The organism is Chitinophaga varians, from assembly GCF_014529945.1.
Classification (GTDB): domain Bacteria; phylum Bacteroidota; class Bacteroidia; order Chitinophagales; family Chitinophagaceae; genus Chitinophaga; species Chitinophaga varians.
This window is the reverse complement of record NZ_JACVFB010000001.1, coordinates 153,878-174,311: the sequence shown is the minus strand read 5'-3', so window position 1 is coordinate 174,311 and position 20,434 is coordinate 153,878. Positions and strand designations below refer to the sequence as shown.

Below are 20,434 nucleotides of genomic sequence, written 5' to 3'. Positions count from 1 at the left end.
TCTCTTTACAACAACAAAAACCTTTCATCAGTTTAAACTCCTGAAGTCCACCGGTACCAGTTTACTCACCCCTGGTTCCTGCATGGTAACCCCGTAAATCACGTCCACGGCGGCCATCGTTTGTTTATTGTGTGTAACAATAATAAACTGTGAATTATCAGAGAATTTTCTGATCATGTTAGTGAATTTGCCCACATTGGCATCATCGAGCGGCGCGTCTACCTCATCCAGAATACAGAATGGCGCGGGTTTGATCAGGTAGATGGCAAACAGCAGGGCGGTAGCGGTGAGGGTTTTCTCGCCACCGGAAAGCTGGGTAATGGCTGCCGGACGTTTGCCTTTGGGTTTCGCAATGATTTCAATCCCGGTATCGGCCAGGTTTTCAGGATCACTCAGGATCATGTCGCACTGGTCTTCCTCAGTAAAGAGGGCTTTAAATACCCGGATAAAATTCTCTTTAACGGTGTTGAATGTATCGAGAAATTTCTGGTTGGCGGTCGTTTCCACTTCCTGGATGGTTGCCAGCAGGGAATCTTTTGCATTGACCAGATCTGTTTTCTGTTCCAGGATAAACTCGTACCGTTTTTTCATTTCCTGGTAAGCCTCAATAGCGGTGGGGTTGATTTCACCCATGTTCTCGAGGCGTTTTTTCAGGCGTTCTGCACTGCCCTGCAATTCATCTACCGGCAGTTCAGAGGTACGTTGTTCATCGATGATCTCGTCCAGGTTCACCTTAAACTCCACACTCAGGCGTTCTTTCATGGAAGCCAGTTGTAACTTCAGCTCATTCACTTTGTCTTTGATGACATTGAGTTGCTGTTCCAGCTGTTCGCGGGCCCTTTGTTTGGTGCGCAGCGATGTTTCCAGTTCCTGGAGATGGTTACGGAAATTATAGTATTCCTGGTCTTTTTCGTTGAGTGCTTTTTCTTCCTCCTCGCGCTGACGGAACAGCTCTACCAGTCCGTCTTCCGCCGTCCCGCGTTTCTCTTCTGCCGTCGCAATATTGGCTACCGCGTCTTCCAGTTGCGCTTTATTGCTGGTGATCTGCGCGTGCAGGTCTGTCAGTTGTTTACGCTTAAATTCCAGCTCCTGTTTCAGCGCCTGCACCTTACTATGCTGACGGGTATGTTGCAGGTTCTGGTTATTGAACTGTACGTTGGCCATGTTGAACTGCTGTTCCACTTCCTGGGCCGTTCTGTCGGCCTCTGTAATGGAATCCTGCAGCTCTCCCACCCGATCGTTCAGGTTTTCCAGTTCCTCACGGACGCCGGAGATGCTTTCCTGATTGGTTGTCAGCGATTGCTGCATTTCCTCCAGCCGCTTGTCGCCGCTTTCTATCAGGTGATGGAAGTTTTCGATCCTGTTTTGAAGGCCGAACAACTGGTTATTCAGCTGGTTGATCTTCTCCCGGGCCGCATTGATATTATTTTCATTGAGCTGGCTGTTGTAGCCGAGCACCTGGTTGTGTTTGTCCTGTATCTGGATACGCAGGCTACCTACGGTTGCCTCCAGTTCTTTGATCTCCGCCTCCAGTTTTTCCAGATTCTTGGCCCGGCCCAGTTTTTTACCTTCAAACAGGCCCACAGAGCCGCCGGTGATGTTGTACTTACCCCGGTGCATGCGGCCGGATTTCTCTACCAGACAGATCTCATCGTCAGATACCTGGCTGAATTCGAGGCGGGTAATGTCTTCCCCGATGAAAACCTTGCCCAGCAGGTGGTAGCCGAGGCCCTTGTATTTCTCTTCAATTTCCACCACCTCGAGGGCCGGAATAGTGCCGGCAGGCGCCAGCAGACCGTTGGCCGGTATGCGGAACTGATCGAGGATAAAGAAATTGGCTTTGCCTTTTTTATGGGTGTCCAGTAACCGGATAGCCTGTACGGCTTCCGCCACATTATTGACCACGTAATAGTTCAGGTAAGGCTCCAGGAGGTTTTCCACGCAGGTGCGGTATTCCTCCTTACAGAAAAAAACGTCGCTCAGAATAGGAGCTTCGTTGTTCCATTCCGGGTTCTTTTTCAGGAATTTGATACTTTCAGGATATCCTTCCAGGCTGTCCACCAGGGACTTCAGCAGGTCAAATTCGTTCTTTTTGGAGTCCAGTTTACGGTTTTCGTCCACCAGCTGGTCACGCAATCCTTCTATATCTGACTGGGTAGCCAGAATTTTACCTTTCGTTTCCTCCTGAAAGCGGACCATCTCGTCCAGCTCCGTTTTACTGGTGGTGATTGTCTGTTGCAGTGTCTCTTTCTCTGCTTCCAGTTGCGTGATTTGCTGGAGGCGGCTGTTCTTTTCTTCCTGCAGCTGCTGGATGCCGCGTTGCAGGTTCTGCACAGAGGTATCCGCTACCGCCACTTTCTTTTCGGCCTCAAACTGTTGGCGTTGCCAGCGCTGCTGGTCGTTACGCAGGGTTTCGAGGGCCAGTTTCTTTTGCTGGAAGCGTTCCTTCTTCTCCTCCACCATTTCGCGGAGGGTTTCCAGCTCGTCTTCCATGGATTCAAACACTTCCGCTTCTTCCACCACCTGTTTCTCAGTAAACTCAATCGAGGTGGTCAGTCCCTGCAGTTGTCCTTCCGCGTTGTTAAGGAAGTCGTTGATATTTTTCTCGCGTTCCCGCAGATAGGTCAGCTGTTGGGCGGCGAGGTTCTTGTCATTTTCTTTGGTACGGATGGTGGCCACCAGTTCGTTGAACGATTTCTGGAGGACCTGTAATTCCTTTTCTTTGGCGACGAAATGCAGTTTATCTTCTTCCACAGCAGCTTCGGCGGTGGTAATTTCTGTTTCCAGCTGCAGTTTCCGGTCGCTTTCCTCCGTTTGTTTGTCAGACAGTTCGCGGAAGGTGACGTTAAATCCTTCCAGCGCGGCTTTGGCCAGTTCGATGCTGATTTCGCGGTATTCCTTTTTCACCTCGTAGAAGCGTTCAGCTTTACGGGCCTGGCTTTCCAGCGTTTTCAGGTTGTTATTGATTTCAAACAGGAGGTCTTCGATGCGGTTGAGGTCTCCTTCTGTAGCCTCCAGTTTGGATTTGGCTTCCTTTTTACGGGTTTTGTATATGGAGATGCCTGCCGCTTGTTCCAACATGCGGCGACGGCTGTTTTCCTTGTCTCTGATGATATCGTCCACCATGCCCAACTCGATGATGGCATAGGAGTCGGTGCTGACCCCGGTGTCCATGAAGAGGTTATGGATGTCTTTCAGACGGCAGGCCACATCATTGAGGCGATATTCACTATCCCCGTTTTTATAGAATTTGCGGGTAATGGTAACCGTTGTGAATTCGGTCGGAAGTACGTTTTTGGTATTTTCAAAGGTAAGGCTTACCTCTGCCATACCACTGGCGGAGCGTGTTTTGGAACCGTTGAACACCAGGCCTGACTGGTTCTCCGAACGCAGGTTGCTGATTTTGTGTTCCCCGATCACCCAGCGGATGGAGTCGATGATATTGCTTTTGCCGCAACCGTTGGGCCCGATGACACCTGTTATCCCTTCATCAAAGTTCAGAACGGTTTTATCGGCAAAACTTTTAAAGCCTTTAATTTCTAGTGTTTTTAAGCGCACGACTTACTCCGAGGTTTTTTTAAGGCGTCAAAGATATAATTTTACCCGAATGAAAAAGTAATTTAAGTGAGAAGCTGGTATCTCCCGTAATTATTTATACACACTTTGGGCGAAAATAGCTGTCACACGACCATCACATCCTCTTTAAAAGACTGATTATAAATATAGTAAAAAGCATAGTTATAATTAAATTCCCTGTGAGAAATTATTAGCCACTTATCCCAACCGCTCTGCGTTAGCAGTAACATTTTATAGCTTGTGTAAGTAACCCCGAGGCCACCTATGTAGCTATGCCACTGTAACTTATGCCATTTACCACATAGGCGGGGCCCGGGACGATACCTCAAAATAATCCATCCTGTTCCATGACGCAAAAAGGCATATGGCTGTTGCTCCTGTTATGCATTACTGTGACCCTGCAGGCCCGCCAGCAAGGAGGCTCCATCACCGGCCAGGTGGCCGACAGTATTTCCCGCAAACCCGTGGAATTTGCCACGGTGGTGCTGATGCAGGCAGCCGACCGTAAAACGGTGGCCCAAACGCTGACAGACAACAAGGGCGATTTCCGGTTTACCGGCGTGGCCTATGGCGTTTACCGGATCGGGATCACCATGCTGGGCTACAAACCCATCCTCCTGGACACCATCCGGGTAGACGCCGCCAACGCTGCCCACCGTCTCAGCCCCCGGTACCTCTCCACCACCACGCAACAGCTGAGCGGCGTCACCATCGCCGGTAAAAAGCCGCTGATAGAGCTGCAGGACGAGAAAATCATCTACAACGTGGAAAATGATATCGATAAAGACAACAGCTCGGCATCAGACATCATGCGCAAAATACCATTGGTTACCGTAGACGCAGATGGCACCATTAAGCTGAAAGGCCAGACCAACTACAGGGTGCTGCTCAATGGCCGCGCCACCTCCTTTATTACCAAAGACCCCAAGGAAGCATTAAAAGCCTACCCCGCCAGCATCATCAAAAAAATAGAAATCATTACGGAACCCTCGGCTAAATATGATGCGGAAGGCATCGGTGGCATTATTAATATCATCACCCAGCGACAGGCTATCGGCTACAACGGAAGCTTGTTTTCCAATTACAACACACTCGGCCGGTTCAGCGGCGGAGGCAGCATCAGCGCCCGTAAAAAGAAAGTCGGCGTGACTGCCTACGCCGGTGTCAATACTGATCAAAGCCGTAACAACAATACCGTCAGACGGGAGAGCTTCATCCCCGGCAACAGGGGAGTATTACTACAAAACACCGAGTTTAAGCGCGATAGTAAAATGTACTTCGGCAGCCTGGAATTAACCTACGATATCGATACGTTAAACAGCCTCACGGTATTCGGCAACGGCAGCATCAACAGGGCCACCATGCTCACTCCCCAGAACAGTGACTGGAGTGACAGCACCGGGAAACTGATACAGACCGGCATCAGCAGCAGTGATTATTATAACAGAGGTAATGGCACCGGTGTAGGGCTGGATTATCAACATACGTTCAAAAAACCGGGCCACCAGCTGTCTATTTCCTTCAATCTCGTAAACAACAGCGGTGACGGTCGTGCCGAAAACAATCAACACTATACGCCGGGCACCGACAGCTTTTACCGGAATAACACCATTTTTTCCAGTCGCGTCACAACCGCCCAGGCAGACTATACCCTCCCGATATCCGCTGAGCAACAGTTGGAAGCAGGCGTTAAAGGCACCTTTCAATACAATGAAAATATCGGCACCCAGGAGGTGCGCAAAGATGGGAAGATGATACCCAACCCGGCACGCGACAACAACTTCAACACCAGGCAGGACGTCCTGGCATTTTATATTACCTATCGTTTTAAAATTGCGACCAAACTCAGTATCAAGCCAGGTTTCCGGCTGGAACAAACCAACCAGACCGGAGATTTTATCACCACCAACACTAAAATCAACAGCAATTATCTTAGCCCTATTCCTACTATTAATATTACGTGGCAGCTAAAACCCATGACCAACCTGTCATTCTCCTATAGCCGGCGACTGCAACGGGTAAGCATCAGCATGCTGAATCCCTATGTAAACGATAACGATCCCTACAACATTCTTTATGGTAACCCGAACCTCCAACCCTCCTATGCCAATAGCTTCGGGCTTTATTTTAACAAAATAATGGAGAAGGTCACCTTTAACACCGGCATCGATTATACCTTTATCAACAATGCCATCCAGAGCATTCTGCTGGTGGACAGTGTAAAAGGAATTACTGCTTCCACCTACGACAACATCGGTAAGTCCAAAAGCATGGGCCTCAGCTCCAGCATACGTTTTGCGCTCACCAAAAAATGGAATGTCAGCATCAACGCACGGGGCAACTACAGCGACTACAGCAATGGCAATACCCTCCACAGCAGCGGGTTCTCCGGCAGCGTCTATTTCAACACAGACTATAACTTCGGCCATAATTTCAGGGCGGATGCCTATGGTTATTACTATACCGGCAGTCCCAGCGTACAAGGCAGTAACGGGTCCAACATCGGTTACGGCTGTACCCTGCGCAAGGATTTCTTCGACCGGAAATTATCTGTCAGCATGACCGCCGACCAGCCTTTCCGTAGCCAGCGACCAGCCATTATGGAAACACGGGACCCCGCATTTCACCGCGTAGCTACCTCCTATTTTCCGGCAAATTCTTATGCCATATCCGTCAGCTGGCGCTTTGGCAAACTAACGACCAGCGCTACACGCAATAAAAGCGTGGTAGATACAGGTGGCCTGTAGTTCTCGCAAAGGCGCAAAGCAGCAAAGGACGCAAAGATGATATAAGCGGGCAGAGAAAGCAAAGGAGCGAAAATCAATATCAGATCTTCACTCCTTTGTTTTCTTATTATTCCTATTTAATCCTTTGCGCCCTTTGCTGCTTTGCGCCTTTGCGAGAACCCCATATCTTTGTGTTCCAAAAACCGATTTACGTTTGCGTATAGAACAGCGAATCAACGATATTAAGAGTTTCCTTTACAGTTATCATTTTAGCAACGGCATGCGCACCACCATCAGTGTGGTGGTCCCTTCCCTGATTTTTGCCGCCATCGGCCAGCTGGGGCTGGGCATTGCTATGTCGATGGGGGCCTTGTGCACCGCTTTGAGCGATGTGCCCGGCACCATTGTGCACAAACGCAATGGCCTTATCATCAGCACCGGCCTCATTTTCCTGACCGCCATCGGCACCGGGCTGCTGCTCCCCTATCCAACACTGATGGCCTTCTGGATAGTAGCCTGCTGTTTTGTCTTCGCCATGATGCTCGTATACGGCAACCGCGGCGGCAACATTGGTACCGGCTGTCTGCTTATCCTGGTGTCCATTCTGGGAGAAACCAACCTGACACCCGGCATGGCACTGATATACGCGGCCATGGTACTACTGGGGAGCATCTGGTACGCCTTGCTGGCGCTGATACTGTGGCAGATACGCCCTTACCTGAACGTACAGCAGGCATTGGGTGACTGCATTCAACAAACCGCCCGTTATCTCGAGCTCCGCTCCAACTTCTATACTCCCGGCGTAGATGTGGCTGCCAACTATAAAGCCGTGCTGGCGCAACAGGTCATCGTCAACGAAAAACAGGAGAATGTACGCGAACTCTTATTGAAAAGACGTTCCGCCCAACAGGGTACTACCAGTATCAACAAAAGCATGGTGCTGATCTTCCTGGACATGGTAGACTTACAGGAGCAGATCATGGCCTCGCAGACGGATTACAACGCCCTGCAGCGCGACTTCAAACAGGACGATATCCTGCAAAAATTCCATGCGCTGATCACCGAATTTGTGGAAGAACTGGAAAATATCGGGCTGGCTGTTGCAGCCGGACAACGCTCCCTGCCTAAGACCAATCTCAAATATGAGATGGAAAAAGTGAAAAAGGCGATTGCAGACATCACCCTGAAACTGCCCACACTGGCGGAAAGGACCCGGACCATCCCACTGACCAATATCCTGCAAAACCTTCAGGATATGGCCCAGCGTATTTACAACCTGCACCGCCTTACCCGCCTGGAGCGCCTGAAAGATGAGACCATCGATCCGAAACTGGAGCTGTCCAAATTCACGACCCGTCAGAAATACGATCTGGAAACATTCCGTGACAACCTCACTTTCAAATCCCATATTTTCCGGCATGCCATCCGTGTGAGCCTCGCCACTGTTACAGGTTACCTACTGGGCCAGGCCCTGCACCTCGACAGGGTATATTGGATATTGCTGACCATCGTCGTGATCCTCAAACCAGGCTTCGGCCTCACGCGTTCACGGAGCATACAACGCCTTATTGGTACGGTATTGGGCGCCCTCTTCGCCGCGGGGCTGTTATATATTACCCACAACGATACGGTGATCTTTATCAGCATGCTGCTCTGTATCCTCGGCGCCTACAGCTTCATGAGCTTCCAGTATACGCTCAGCGTCTTCTTTGTAACACCGTTCATCATCTTCCTGCTGCATTTCCTGCACCCGTCAGATCTGTACAACGCCACCCAAAGAGTACTCGACACCTTCATCGGCGGAGGCATTGCCTTCTTCGCCAATATGCTGCTGTGGCCTTCCTGGGAACACAATACCTTGCCCGGATACATGCAGAAAATGCTGCTCTCCAACCGGAAATATTTTGAAATGGTATTACGGGTATACGCCAGTGAAACCAATACCGTAACGGATTTCAAACTGGCCCGTAAAGACACCTATGTCAGCACCGCCAATATGATGGCCGCTTTCCAACGTATGTTGTCTGAACCTAAAAGCAAACAGAAAAATGCATCTCAGGTGTACCACTTTGTGGTACTGAACCATACCCTTACCTCTCATATCGCGGCCCTGGCGGCCTACAGCATGCATCATGGCGTGCAGTTCCCCCGGCCGGAGTATAAGGAAATCACCACCTATCTGCTGCAATACGTTGATCAGCTGTACCTGATGATAGATCCTGCCACCCGCAGCCAGGCGCAACTGGAACCACCCATTCATGCTTTTGACACACTGGATGAACATCTGCATAATCTGGTCCATCTGCGTCAGCTCGAAATCAACGAAGGCAAAGGCGCCACCCCCATCCGCGACGAAATGCTGGAGACCAAACAGGTACACGATCAGCTGCAGGCGATTTTATCACTGGTAAAAGATATGGGCAAAGCACTGAGTTGATTTTGGGATTTTTTGATGTACGATTTTGGAATTTCGGGAATGATTGAACCGAACCAGGATAAATAAAAAGATCGAAGCAATCTTAATCGCTTCGATCTTTTTATTTTAATCATCCCCCGAACTTCCAAAATCGTACATCAAAAAATCCCAAAATGTTACACCTGGCTTACTATTGTAAACTGGTCCGTGACCGGCGTCAGCGCCGCCAGTACGCGGTCCAGGAAAGCCGGGCCTTCCGCTGCGTACCAGGGCATGAAGTTTTCCTTGCGCTCCTGCAGCGACCCGCCCGGGAAGAGTTTATTTTTCACTTGTTTGATCTGGTCTGTCTGCCAGGCGAATTTTTTCTTCTCTGCACGGAGGAACTTATGTTCCAGTTTACCGATAGATTTCAAAGCCCGACTCCTTTCTGCTCCTGCACTGGCCACCAGCGTCACGTCAATGCTGCGGGCCTTTTCTTCCAGACTGTCGTACAGCTTTTCAATGGCTGCATACTCTTCTTTCAGCACCAGTGCCGCATTCGTATGCTTTTTCACATAGGCGTTCACGATATCATCGGTAGTAGCAAATAATTCTGCGGTAGTGATACCCAGTTTGTCGAGCCGCTGGGCAGACAGTTCATCCGTCAGCAACAGCGAGTTACGCAACAGCAGAATCGGATAAGGTACCCCATAGTGGGCGAACAACGCCTTCAGCTCCAGCCAGTAGGCGATCTCGCCACCACCACCGATGAAAGCGATATTGGGCAGGATGGTTTCCTGGAACATGCCCCGCAAAATAACATTGGGACTGAAACGCTCCGGATGCGACACCAGTTCTTTTTCAAGTTCAGCAGCGTCAAATTTCAACGAGGTGTGTAATACTTTCCACTGCTCCCCTTCCTGAACGATGCGTTCACGCATCCCGTCCCGCAAATAGAACAGGTTGATCTCCCTGGGATTGGCCTGTACTTTATAATGTGCCCCCAGTTGTTCCAGGGTATTATTGACAATATTATGGGATGCCTGATGAAACAGTTCATCCTTTATCACCGGAATATACAGGCTTTTCAGTGCCGGGTTATCGGGTACCAATACCACCAGTCCATAACGCCCGAACAAGGCATGCACCAGGTACAGCGTGGCATCCTGAATATTGCGGTGCTCCAGGTAAGCCTTCTGCAACAACGTGATCAGTTCTCCTGCATGTGGCGCGTACCCGAGTGTATCTTTTATCTGTCCGATCAGCTGCTCCAGCCCATCCGGATGCATGCGACCGACAGCACCCTGCTGGCCTGCCGCCCAGGTCAAAGTTTTACCTTCCAGATAGATGCTGCCCAGTTCATCCAGATCGGCATCTTCGCTACCCATATAATACACGGGCACAAAGTGATGCTGCGGATATTGCTGTTGCAGCTCCTGACAAAGTTTGACTGCCTGTAGTATCTTATAAACAAAATACAGGTAGCCGGTAAATATATTGGGTTGGTGGGCGGTCGTCACCGTGAATGTCTGAGGATGAGCGAGGCGGGCGATATTATCCTGAACGGCCTGTTCCGGTTCCAGGTGTTGGTATTGCTGCTCCAATGCAGCTACCAGCGCAGCTCTCGGGGTGTTAAACTGTTGTCGTGCGGCTATAGCGGCAGTAAAATCCGGACGAACAGCCGAGTAGGAATAAAAAGGTCTGATCTGTGGCGCGTCTGCTAAAAAATCTGTTACCAGCTGATTAAAATAGCCTGTCTTCCCGTAAGGAATATACTCGAGCATATTACGTGTCGAATTACAAATGATCAATAAAAGTAACGGATATATCTCAATACATCGAAACTTTTGAATGTACGAAGTTAGATAAGAAAAAGTGATTTAAGGATTTTTACTAATGAAATTTGATGGGCGGACGATTATGGATTAGAATTTGCCGTAATGCAGGATCGGAAACCGGAATACTATGAAGATCGCAATCCTTTCGCCCGTGGCCTGGCGGACACCACCCCGGCATTACGGCCCCTGGGAACAGATGGCCTCCAACCTCGCAGAAGGCCTGATCGCCCGCGGCGCAGACGTGACCCTCTTCGCCACCGGCGACTCACTGACACAAGGCAAGCTGGCGTGGATTTGCCCGCAAGGCTATGAGGAAGACCGCCAGGCAGATGCCAAAGTCTATGAGTGCATGCATATCAGCTACCTGATGGAACAGGCGCACCACTTTGACATCATCCACAATCATTTCGACTTTCTCCCGCTCACCTATTCCCGCCTGATCGGCACCCCGATGGTGACGACTATTCACGGTTTTTCCTCCGAAAAGATCGTTCCGGTATACCAGCGTTACAACCAGACAGGCCACTATGTGGCCATCAGCAATGCCGACCGGCATCCTACCCTGCAATACAAAGCCACAGTATACAATGGTGTCAGGTCAGACGACTTCGCGTTTACGCCGGTGCCGGACGATTACCTGCTGTACTATGGGCGCATCCATCCCGACAAGGGTACGTATGAGGCCATACAGATAGCGTTGCAGGCCAACCGGCAGTTGCTGATAGCCGGTATCATCCAACAGAAAGAATATTTTGAAGAAAAGGTGAGACCTTATATAGATGAGGAACAAATCATCTACCTGGGCCCTGTGGGCGGCGCTGCGCGCAGCGAGCTGCTTGGGAAAGCCAGCGCCCTGTTACATCCTATTCATTTTAACGAGCCATTCGGACTGAGTGTGGCCGAAGCCATGCTGTGCGGCACCCCTGTGATTGCGTTCAACAGAGGCTCCATGCCGGAGCTGATACGGGACGGGAACACCGGCTTTTTAGTCGATACAACAGCAGAAGCTGTAGCTGCTGTGGAAGTATTGGGACAGATAGACCGCTATGCCTGTCATCTGCATGCGCATGAGCATTTCACCACCGAAAGAATGACGGAAGACTATCTGAAAGTATATCATTCGCTTTGACAGGCTATGCGCCGTCTGCCTTGATCTGGGCCAGCAGTCTTTCGAGGTTGACCGTGGCGAAGCCGGATGCGTAATCAGAGAGGCCGTAAGGGATGATCAGTTCTTCATTATGTACAAGGGAGCCGCAGGAATAGAGCACATTGGGCACATAGCCTTCCCTTTCGTCTTTGTTGGGCATGAGCAGCGGTTCCTTCAGGCGACCGATCTCCGTGCCGGGATCGTCGAGGTCCAGCAGGCTGGCGCCGACGCAATAGGTACGCATGGGGCCCACCCCGTGGGTGATCACCAGCCATCCTTCCGGTGTTTCTATTGGAGAGCCACAGTTGCCCACCTGTACAAATTCCCAGGGATATTTGGGCGTCTGGAGTATTTGCGGGTTTTCCCAGATATTGATTTTATCAGAATACATGATGTATCCGTTGATACCATCAATACGGGATATCATCACATATTTACCTTTGATCTTGCGGGGAAAGAGGGCCAGGTTTTTATTCTGGGCCCCCTCTCCGTACAAGGGCATTATTTTGAAGTTATAGAAATCATCTGTACACAATAGTTTGGGCTGAATAGCCACCCCGTCAAATGCGGTGTAGGTAGCATAATAGATGATACGGCCATCTTCCTCCTGGTATTTCACGAAACGAGCATCTTCAATCCCACGGCTTTCGGCGTCGGAGTAAGGGAAAATCACCCGGTCGGAAATATCGGTATCGAGGGAGAAGTTCAGTTCATAGTATGAATCTGCCAGCCAGAGCAGCCTTTCCAGCGCTTTTTTCACGAGATGATCGACCTGATAGCGCTGTTGCATTTCACGGATGACCTTTTTCAGGGCCATGTATTCGAATTCTTCCGGCAGGCTGTTCATCACTTCCTGCATCACCGGGTCCGGCAGTTTGATGGAAACGGCGTTCTGAAAGAAGGTATCTTTTTTATACATGGCATTGCGGATCACTTCCGCTTCGTCCACGTAGTTACCGGCTGTCTGTAGGGAAATCTGGTTGTTACGGTCGATGATGCCGCTCCGGAAAGCGATGGACGAGATATGTCCTTCGCCAACGGCCCGGAAGCTGAGGATCACTCTTTTTTCTCCTTCTTCCAATCCGCTCTGGTCCACATCTTCAATCATCGACGGATTAAAAAAGGCAGCAGATTCAATAGAATATTCATTGGTAAAATACGAACCTGTCAGTAGTTTTCTTTTCAGGGAGAGCTCATCATAGTTGACCTGGGCCGCCGCAAAGAGGTGCCGGATCCTGTCAGCATGTTTTTCAAAAATGCGGGTGATGTTACGGTGACGCCGGGAGAACTCTCTCAGTATAGGCGTTATCGTTACCTCCACCTCCTCATCGGTCATGGTAGCGACATGCTGTATAATGGACTTTGCCCTGGCTTCGCCATTGAAAAAAAACCTGGCAACCACCCTTTTCAGATCAGGATAGATCTTGGTAGGTTTCCGCTCAATTGACAGTCGCATGTGTATTGTTTTGTTAGATGTTGAATCCGTCCGGCAGGACTACTCCTTTTTTAACAACAACAATGCCGTCTTTCACCGTATATTTTTCAAAGTCGCCATCCGGGAGATGGTCTCCGCCTTTGATATGTACGTTGTTTCCGATACTGCAGTTCTTGTCAATGATAGCCCTGTCGATCACACAATTTTCGCCTATCCCCATCGGTGGGCGGCCTTCCGCACTGGCCCTGTCGAGTTCGTCGAGGGTCTGGTAATAGTCGCTTCCCATGATATAGGTGTTGGAGATGACCGAGCCTTTGCCGATGCGGGTACGGATACCCACTACGCAGCGCTCCAACCGGCTCGCCATAATAATACAACCATCGGCGATGATTGTTTTCTCCATCGTGCCGGATATTTTGGCGGGGGGAAGCATCCGCGCCCTGGAATAGATGGTTTGGGATTCGTTGAACAGGTTAAACTGTGGTATATCATCTGTGAGCCCGATATTGGCCTCCCAGAAAGAAGAGATATTACCGATGTCGGTCCAGTAGCCTTCGTACTGATAACTGAACACACGGGCTTTGGCTTCGATGGCTTCCGGGATCACCTGTTTGCCAAAGTCGGCCGCCTCCGGTTGTTTGCCTAACATATTAAAAAGCACGTCCCGGCTGAAGATATAGATACCCATGCTGGCAAGGTACACACGCCCTGCGGATTTCATTTCTTCACTGACCTCAGACGCCCATGGCGGCAGCACGTCCTGCGAGGGCTTTTCTGTAAAGGAAACGATAGCGCCGGAATCATCCGTTTTCAGGATACCGAAATCCGATGCGTCTTTCGCCGATACCGGAATAGTGGCAATGGATATTTCCGCACAGGTTTCTATATGATGTTGGATCATATCGCGGAAATCCATCTGGTATAACTGATCTCCGGAAAGGATCAGCACATATTTGAAGTCAAAATTCTCCACATGGTGCAGACACTGCCTTACCGCATCCGCAGTGCCCTGGTACCAGGTTGGGTTGTCGGGCGTTTGTTCTGCGGCCAGGATATCTACAAACCCTTTGTCGAAATGACTGAAGTGGTAGGAGTTTTTGATGTGTTTGTTAAGCGAGGCAGAGTTGAACTGGGTTAAAACGAAAATACGGTTCAGTTCCGCGTTCAGGCAGTTGGAGATGGGGATATCCACCAGTCTGTATTTACCGGCAAGGGGCACCGCCGGTTTGGACCTACGGCGGGTAAGGGGATATAAGCGGGTACCTGCACCGCCTCCGAGAATAATGGATATAACATCTTTAGTCATAGTGTGGACGTTGGTTTAGATTAGGAATTCGCAGTGCGTTATCATCATGAATTAGCCTTTTATACGCTGGTATACATCGAGGTACTGCTGGGCCGAGCGTCCCCACGAGTGATTGAGCCGCATACCACGTAGCCGTATATCCGACAGGTGGGCGGTATCATTGAACAGTTCCACTGCACGTTTTACGGAGTAACAGGCATCCCATACCCCTGCCTGATTAAAACGTATGCCAAAACCACCGGGATCTCCAAAATCGGTCACAGTATCTTTTAATCCGCCGGTACTGCGCACCATGGGCACCGTTCCATAACGGAGCGCATAGAGCTGGTTTAGCCCGCAGGGCTCTACTCTGGACGGCATCAACAGAAAATCGCTGCCGGCATATATCAGGTGTGACAGTGCTTCGTTATAACCAATATGTAAATTAAACCCATAGCTTACGTCATGCCGGGTTTGTTGTAGTGACCATTCCACATGTGGATCTCCGCTACCCAGTACGAGGAAGTTTACCTCACCGGGCAGCTCATGTAAGGTGCGACTGATGATTTCCGGGAGCAGGTCGGCGCCCTTATCGCCTACCAACCGGCCAATGAAGGATACCAGCGGCAACGACGCATCAAAACCGAACCGCTCACAGAGGGCCTGTTTATTTTCCTTCTTACCCTGGGCTACGGTCTCCAGATCGTAATTGGCCTGCACCATATGATCGGTTTCCGGGTCCCACACAGCGGTATCAATGCCGTTGATGATACCCACCGTTTTCGCCTTTTCATGACTGATCAGCCATTCCAGGCCATTGGCGTTCTGATACAGCTCCTCTAAATAACCCGGCGATACGGTGGTCACGCGCCAGGCGCACTTAATGGCGGCAGCCAGCGGGTTGATAGCGCCGCCCCAGTCCAGCAAACCGGACTTCCACAAGTCGAAAGACGGGATGAGGTACAGTCTGTCCCACCCAAACTGGCCCTGATACTGGGCGTTATGGATGGTGAGCACGGAAGGCACTTCCTTCATGCGCTCATATTTATAACCGTAACTCATCAGAAAGGGGATCAGGCCTGTGTGGTGATCGTGACAGTGCACAACATCCGGCAGATGGTTCCATTCATTGATCCAGTCCAGTACCGCGATCTGGAAGGCGAGGAATCTTTCTGTATCATTAGGGTAACCATATACTCCGGGGGTATCCAGCAGACCGGGGATATCTACCAGATATAAATCGAAGCCCAGCTCATTGTTGCGCTCTTTTAAAACATTGAAATGATACCAGTCGTGTCCCAGCCACATGCCTGCCTGGTGTACCACGTCAAATTCATGCGTATCATAATATTTATTCCTGTAGGCCGGCACCACCACCTTGGCGATGGTCCCCAGCTCGTATTGGTATTTGGGCAATGCCCCTACCACGTCACCGAGCCCACCTACTTTGGCTACCGGGTAACATTCCGCGCTAACGTGTAAAATCTCCATGCTAAATAATTGATAATCTAATTTAAGTTAACAGGTAAAAACAAGAAAACAAAGGGTTTCGACCATTTTATTTTAGCAGTGTGTTTTACCACCGTAGCCCCCGGCTTTTAGTATATTTGTAGTACCTACCTTTATCCCTTTTACCGGTGATTGTCATGTGCACCCGTTAAACCTCCTGTTATGGATTTTGGCCGTGTAACACCTGCGGAGCTGGAAGAACTCGACTTCAAACTGCCCGCTGAACCGCTTTTCAACAAGAAAGTGCTGAAAGGCAAGCCCGTTAAGAAACCGCAGGCCTGGCTGGGCTGCGCCAAATGGGGCCGTAAGGAATGGATAGGGAAAATATACCCCAAAGGCACCAAAGAAGCCCTTTTCCTTCCCGAATATGTGCGCCATTTCAACAGCATTGAACTCAATGCTACCCACTATCAGATCTACGGACCGGACACCATCTCCAAATGGGATGCTTCCGCTAAAGGCATGGAATTTAAATTCTGTCCCAAAGTGCCGCAGACCATCAGTCATTTCAGCAATCTCAGTCCCGCTACCGCCGGTCCCAAGACCACCTCTTTCCTGGAGGGAGTGCTGGCTTTCGGCAAACACCTCGGGCCTATTTTCCTGCAGCTGAGCGACAAATACGGGCCGGCCAAACGGAAAGCACTATACGATTATCTGGCCTCGCTGCCTACCGACCTGCAGTTTTTTCTGGAAGTAAGACATAAAGAATGGTATGAAGATGAAGCCGTCCGGCTGGAACTGTTCGACAAACTGCGGGAACTGAAAGTAGGCGCCATCATTACCGACACCGCCGGCAGGAGGGACTGCGCCCATATGCACCTCACCGTCCCTAAAATATTCATCCGTTTTGTGGGCAACAGCCTCCACCCCACCGACTATACCCGTATCGACGACTGGGCCAACCGTATCAAATACTGGCTGGACAACGGCCTGCAGGAGATTTATTTCTTCATGCACATGCACGACGAAGCCCTGTCGCCCGACCTGGCAGCCTATCTGGCCGACAGGATAGAAGCTGTTTGCGGACTACAGGTAAAAAAGCCGCAATTTGTAAAGGAATAGTGTTTTTTTTGACGAATACATTACAAGAGATAAAAAAGCCGGACTGAAATATTAATTTCGCCCTCTCAAAACCCGGTACATACCATGATGCGCGAAAAGCTGGAACAATTGGCCCAGGAACTGGAAGGAACGCTTTATACGGACAATACCATGCGGACACTCTATGCCACCGATGCGTCGGCATACCGTGAGATGCCGCTGGCTGTGGTCATCCCTGAATCAACAGACGACCTGCAAAAACTTATCTCTTTTGCGCGTACCAACAAAACATCGCTGATACCCCGCACGGCAGGCACCTCGCTGGCAGGCCAGGTGGTGGGCAACGGTATCATTACCGACGTGTCCCGCAGCTTCACTAAAATACTGGAACTCAATACCGCCGAAAACTGGGTGCGGGTGCAGCCCGGCGTCATCCGCGACGAGCTGAACATGTACCTGAAACCGCACGGCTTCTACTTCGGCCCTGAAACATCCACCGCCAACCGCGCTATGATCGGCGGTATGGTGGGCAACAACTCCTGCGGCTCCAACAGCGTGGTATACGGCAGTACCCGTGAACACCTGCTGGAAGTAAAAGCCCTGCTGAGCAACGGTGAAGAGGTAACCTTCGGCACCCTCAGCCCGGACGACTTCCACGCCAAGTGTGAAGGCCCCGACACCCTCGAAACCCGTATCTATCAACAGATACGCAGCACGCTGAGCGACTATCGCAACCAGGAGGAAATACGCCGTGAATTTCCCAAAAAGAGCATCCCCCGCCGCAATACCGGCTACGCCGTAGATATGCTGCTGGAAACCGCTCCTTTTACCGCCGGCACCGAAGACTTTAACTTCTGCAAACTCATCGCAGGCTCCGAAGGGACCCTCGCGTTCATCACAGAAATAAAACTGCACATCGACCCCCTTCCTCCTAAAGAAACAGGTCTGCTGTGCATCCACTTCAACAGCATCGATGAATCCCTGCGGGCCAATATCCAGGTGATGGACTTCAAACCCAGCGCCAGTGAGCTGATAGACCATTTCATCCTGGAATGCACCAAAGACAATATCGAACAACGTAAAAACCGCTTCTTCGTACAGGGAGATCCCGGCGCCATCCTCGTGGTGGAATTCTGCCGCCATACCCGCGAAGAAGTGAAAGAAATAGCCGGCAGGCTGGAAGCCCAACTGCGTGCCGCAGGACTGGGTTACCACTTCCCGCTCCTGTTTGGAGAAGACACCAAAAAAATCTGGACGCTCCGCAAAGCGGGGCTGGGGCTACTCAGCAACCTCCCCGGCGACGAAAAAGCCGTTCCGGTGATTGAAGACACCGCGGTGGCCGTGGAAGACCTCCCCGATTTTATCCGCGACTTCAATCTCATCCTGCAGCAGTATGACCTCCATGCCGTACACTACGCCCATGCCGGTAGCGGAGAGATCCACCTCCGCCCTATCATCAACCTGAAAACGGAAGAAGGTAATCAACTCTTCCGGACCATCGCGGAAGAAATAGCCACCCTCGTAAAAAAATACAACGGCTCCCTCAGCGGAGAACATGGCGACGGCCGACTGCGCGGAGAATTCATCCGTCAGATGGTAGGCGAGAAAAACTATGAACTGCTACGTCAGATCAAATACACCTGGGACCCTGAAAACATCTTCAATCCCAACAAAATCGTGGACACGCCGTCCATGAACAGCATGTTGCGCTACGAACCCGGACAGAAAACACCGGACTTCCATACTATCTTCCATTTCCCGGAACAGACCGTACTACAGCACGCAGAACAGTGCAACGGTTCCGGCGACTGCCGTAAGACACCGCTGAGCGGCGGCACCATGTGCCCCAGCTACATGGCCACCCGCAACGAAAAAGATACGACCCGCGCCAGGGCCAACATCCTGCGTGAATTCCTCACACACTCCACCAAAGAAAACCGCTTCGATCATAAAGAGATTTATGATGTACTGGACCTCTGCCTGGCCTGTAAGGGCTGTAAGTCAGAGTGCCCCTCCAACGTGGACATGGCGAAGCTGAAGATGGAATTCCTGCAACATTACTACGATGCCAACGGCGTACCGATGCGGGCCAAAATGATCGGCAATTTCTCTAAACTGTCTGGTCTCGCTGCCATTGCGCCAAGCCTCTACAATGGCCTGATCAATAACAGCTTTACCGGCGGCCTTATCCGGAAATTCAGCGGTTTCGCTGCCAAACGCTCCCTGCCCGGCCTGCACAGTACTACCCTGCGGAAATGGTTCAACCAAACCTGGCCCAAAGAAAAACAGGGCACCGGCAGCCGCACCGTTTACCTCTTCTGCGATGAGTTCACCAACTATAACGATACCCCCGTTGGTATCAAAGCGGTGCAACTGCTGCATCGCCTGGGCTATGAAGTGAAAATGATCGACCACCCGGAAAGTGCCCGCGCATATATGTCTAAAGGACTGCTGCGCCAGGCACGCGAGCTGGCAGAACAGAATGTGCGTATATTCAGTACCGTTATCAACGACAATATCCCCCTGCTGGGCGTAGAGCCTTCCGCCATCCTCAGTTTCCGCGACGAATACCCTGACCTTGTCCGGGAAAATCTTCGTTCACAAGCGCAAACACTGGCTAAAAACTGTTTCCTGATCGATGAATTCATCGCCAGCGAAGCAGAGAAAGGACATATCACCGCCGCCCAATTCACCAGCCAACCACAGCAGATCAAGCTGCACGGCCACTGTCAGCAGAAAGCATTGTCTTCCGCGCTGCACAGCAAGAAAATGCTCTCTATCCCGCAACATTACAACGTGGAAGTGATCCCTTCCGGCTGTTGCGGTATGGCCGGCTCCTTCGGTTACGAAAAAGAACACTACGATCTCAGTATGCAGATCGGGGAAATGGTGCTGTTCCCGGCCGTCCGTAACGCCGCCGCCGGTACGCTGATAGCTGCGCCCGGCACCAGCTGCCGCCATCAGGTGAAAGATGGTACCGGCGTAAAAGCGCAGCATCCCGTGGAAATATTATTTGAAGCGTTGGCGTAATGGACGTTACAGTGCTTATGTCAGGCATTAGCTTCTAACGTTTCAACGTTTTATTTTCCGGCATTTGTTTTCCGGCATTTGTTTTCCCAGGGCTGAAGCCCTGGGCTACGATGTTGTTCAATTTCTTTCTAATTAGGAATCCCGTAGTTTATGTATGGTAAACGATCTTAGCGTCAGAAATGTCAGCAACGTGGCAAGCCTGAAGCAATGAATAGAAACAATCATATTAATCGATTGATCGATTGATTGATTGATTGATTGATTGATCGATTGATTGATTGATTGACAATACAATGACATAAAAAAATCCCGGAGCAATTTCCGGGATTTTTTTATGCCTGATAGTAATATGCTCCCAGAGGCAGTGTAGCCTCAATACATGCCTGAACAACATCATAGCCCAGGGCTTCAGCCCTGGGAATGGGGAATGGGGAATGGGGAATGGGGAATGG

The 20,434-nt window shown here is 50.5% G+C and carries 10 protein-coding genes; 5 read left to right on the top strand and 5 right to left on the bottom strand.

Annotated features, from left to right (window positions below; genetic code table 11):
* Nucleotides 1-27: 27 nt before the first annotated feature.
* A complete protein-coding gene (gene smc / locus ICL55_RS00665) occupies nt 28-3,558 on the bottom strand; it encodes a chromosome segregation protein SMC (protein WP_188094120.1) in 3,531 nt (1,176 codons plus the stop codon).
* A 365-nt stretch (nt 3,559-3,923) separates the two neighbouring features.
* Here smc and ICL55_RS00660 point away from each other — a divergent pair, with 365 nt between their 5' ends.
* Together ICL55_RS00660 and ICL55_RS00655 are read left to right on the top strand one after the other, a co-directional pair.
* Nucleotides 3,924-6,323 (top strand): outer membrane beta-barrel family protein, encoded by a 2,400-nt coding sequence (locus ICL55_RS00660; protein ID WP_188094119.1) that lies wholly within the window; start codon nt 3,924-3,926, stop codon nt 6,321-6,323.
* Between the two features lie 193 nt (nt 6,324-6,516).
* Entirely contained in the window at nt 6,517-8,739 is a 2,223-nt protein-coding gene (locus ICL55_RS00655) for an FUSC family protein (RefSeq protein ID WP_188094118.1), read from the top strand.
* 155 nt (nt 8,740-8,894) lie between these two features.
* On the opposite strand, the gene bshC is transcribed toward ICL55_RS00655, so the two are convergent.
* Nucleotides 8,895-10,481 (bottom strand): bacillithiol biosynthesis cysteine-adding enzyme BshC, encoded by a 1,587-nt coding sequence (gene bshC / locus ICL55_RS00650; protein WP_188094117.1) that lies wholly within the window; start codon nt 10,479-10,481, stop codon nt 8,895-8,897.
* A 181-nt stretch (nt 10,482-10,662) separates the two neighbouring features.
* On the opposite strand from bshC, the gene ICL55_RS00645 reads away from it, so the two are divergent.
* Entirely contained in the window at nt 10,663-11,664 is a 1,002-nt protein-coding gene (locus ICL55_RS00645; protein ID WP_188094116.1) for a glycosyltransferase family 4 protein, read from the top strand.
* 4 nt (nt 11,665-11,668) lie between these two features.
* Here the strand turns inward: ICL55_RS00645 and ICL55_RS00640 are convergent, their stop codons facing one another.
* Genes ICL55_RS00640 through ICL55_RS00630 form a run of 3 tightly spaced genes read right to left on the bottom strand, consistent with a single transcriptional unit; the run spans nt 11,669 to nt 15,893 of the window.
* Entirely contained in the window at nt 11,669-13,138 is a 1,470-nt protein-coding gene (locus tag ICL55_RS00640) for a glycoside hydrolase family 130 protein (RefSeq protein ID WP_188094115.1), read from the bottom strand.
* 13 nt (nt 13,139-13,151) lie between these two features.
* On the bottom strand, nt 13,152-14,423 hold the full coding sequence (locus ICL55_RS00635; RefSeq protein WP_188094114.1) for a glucose-1-phosphate adenylyltransferase: 1,272 nt from the start codon (nt 14,421-14,423) through the stop codon (nt 13,152-13,154).
* Nucleotides 14,424-14,474: 51 nt separating this feature from the next.
* Entirely contained in the window at nt 14,475-15,893 is a 1,419-nt protein-coding gene (locus ICL55_RS00630) for a glycogen synthase (RefSeq protein ID WP_188094113.1), read from the bottom strand.
* 180 nt (nt 15,894-16,073) lie between these two features.
* On the opposite strand from ICL55_RS00630, the gene ICL55_RS00625 reads away from it, so the two are divergent.
* Nucleotides 16,074-16,973 carry a DUF72 domain-containing protein gene (locus ICL55_RS00625; RefSeq protein ID WP_188094112.1) on the top strand — a complete coding sequence of 300 codons (900 nt, stop codon included), beginning with the start codon at nt 16,074-16,076 and terminating at the stop codon, nt 16,971-16,973.
* Between the two features lie 84 nt (nt 16,974-17,057).
* Entirely contained in the window at nt 17,058-19,982 is a 2,925-nt protein-coding gene (locus ICL55_RS00620; RefSeq protein WP_246496132.1) for an FAD-binding and (Fe-S)-binding domain-containing protein, read from the top strand.
* Nucleotides 19,983-20,434: the final 452 nt, after the last annotated feature.

What these genes read in the sequence shown, in the direction of transcription:
- ICL55_RS00660 (WP_188094119.1), top strand. Translation starts at nt 3,924, where the DNA reads ATGACGCAAAAAGGCATATGGCTGTTGCTCCTGTTATGCATTACTGTG.
- ICL55_RS00645 (WP_188094116.1), top strand. Translation starts at nt 10,663, where the DNA reads ATGAAGATCGCAATCCTTTCGCCCGTGGCCTGGCGGACACCACCCCGG.
- ICL55_RS00630 (WP_188094113.1), bottom strand. Translation starts at nt 15,893, where the DNA reads ATGGAGATTTTACACGTTAGCGCGGAATGTTACCCGGTAGCCAAAGTA.
- ICL55_RS00620 (WP_246496132.1), top strand. Translation starts at nt 17,058, where the DNA reads ATGATGCGCGAAAAGCTGGAACAATTGGCCCAGGAACTGGAAGGAACG.
- ICL55_RS00640 (WP_188094115.1), bottom strand. Translation starts at nt 13,138, where the DNA reads ATGCGACTGTCAATTGAGCGGAAACCTACCAAGATCTATCCTGATCTG.
- ICL55_RS00635 (WP_188094114.1), bottom strand. Translation starts at nt 14,423, where the DNA reads ATGACTAAAGATGTTATATCCATTATTCTCGGAGGCGGTGCAGGTACC.
- ICL55_RS00625 (WP_188094112.1), top strand. Translation starts at nt 16,074, where the DNA reads ATGGATTTTGGCCGTGTAACACCTGCGGAGCTGGAAGAACTCGACTTC.
- bshC (WP_188094117.1), bottom strand. Translation starts at nt 10,481, where the DNA reads ATGCTCGAGTATATTCCTTACGGGAAGACAGGCTATTTTAATCAGCTG.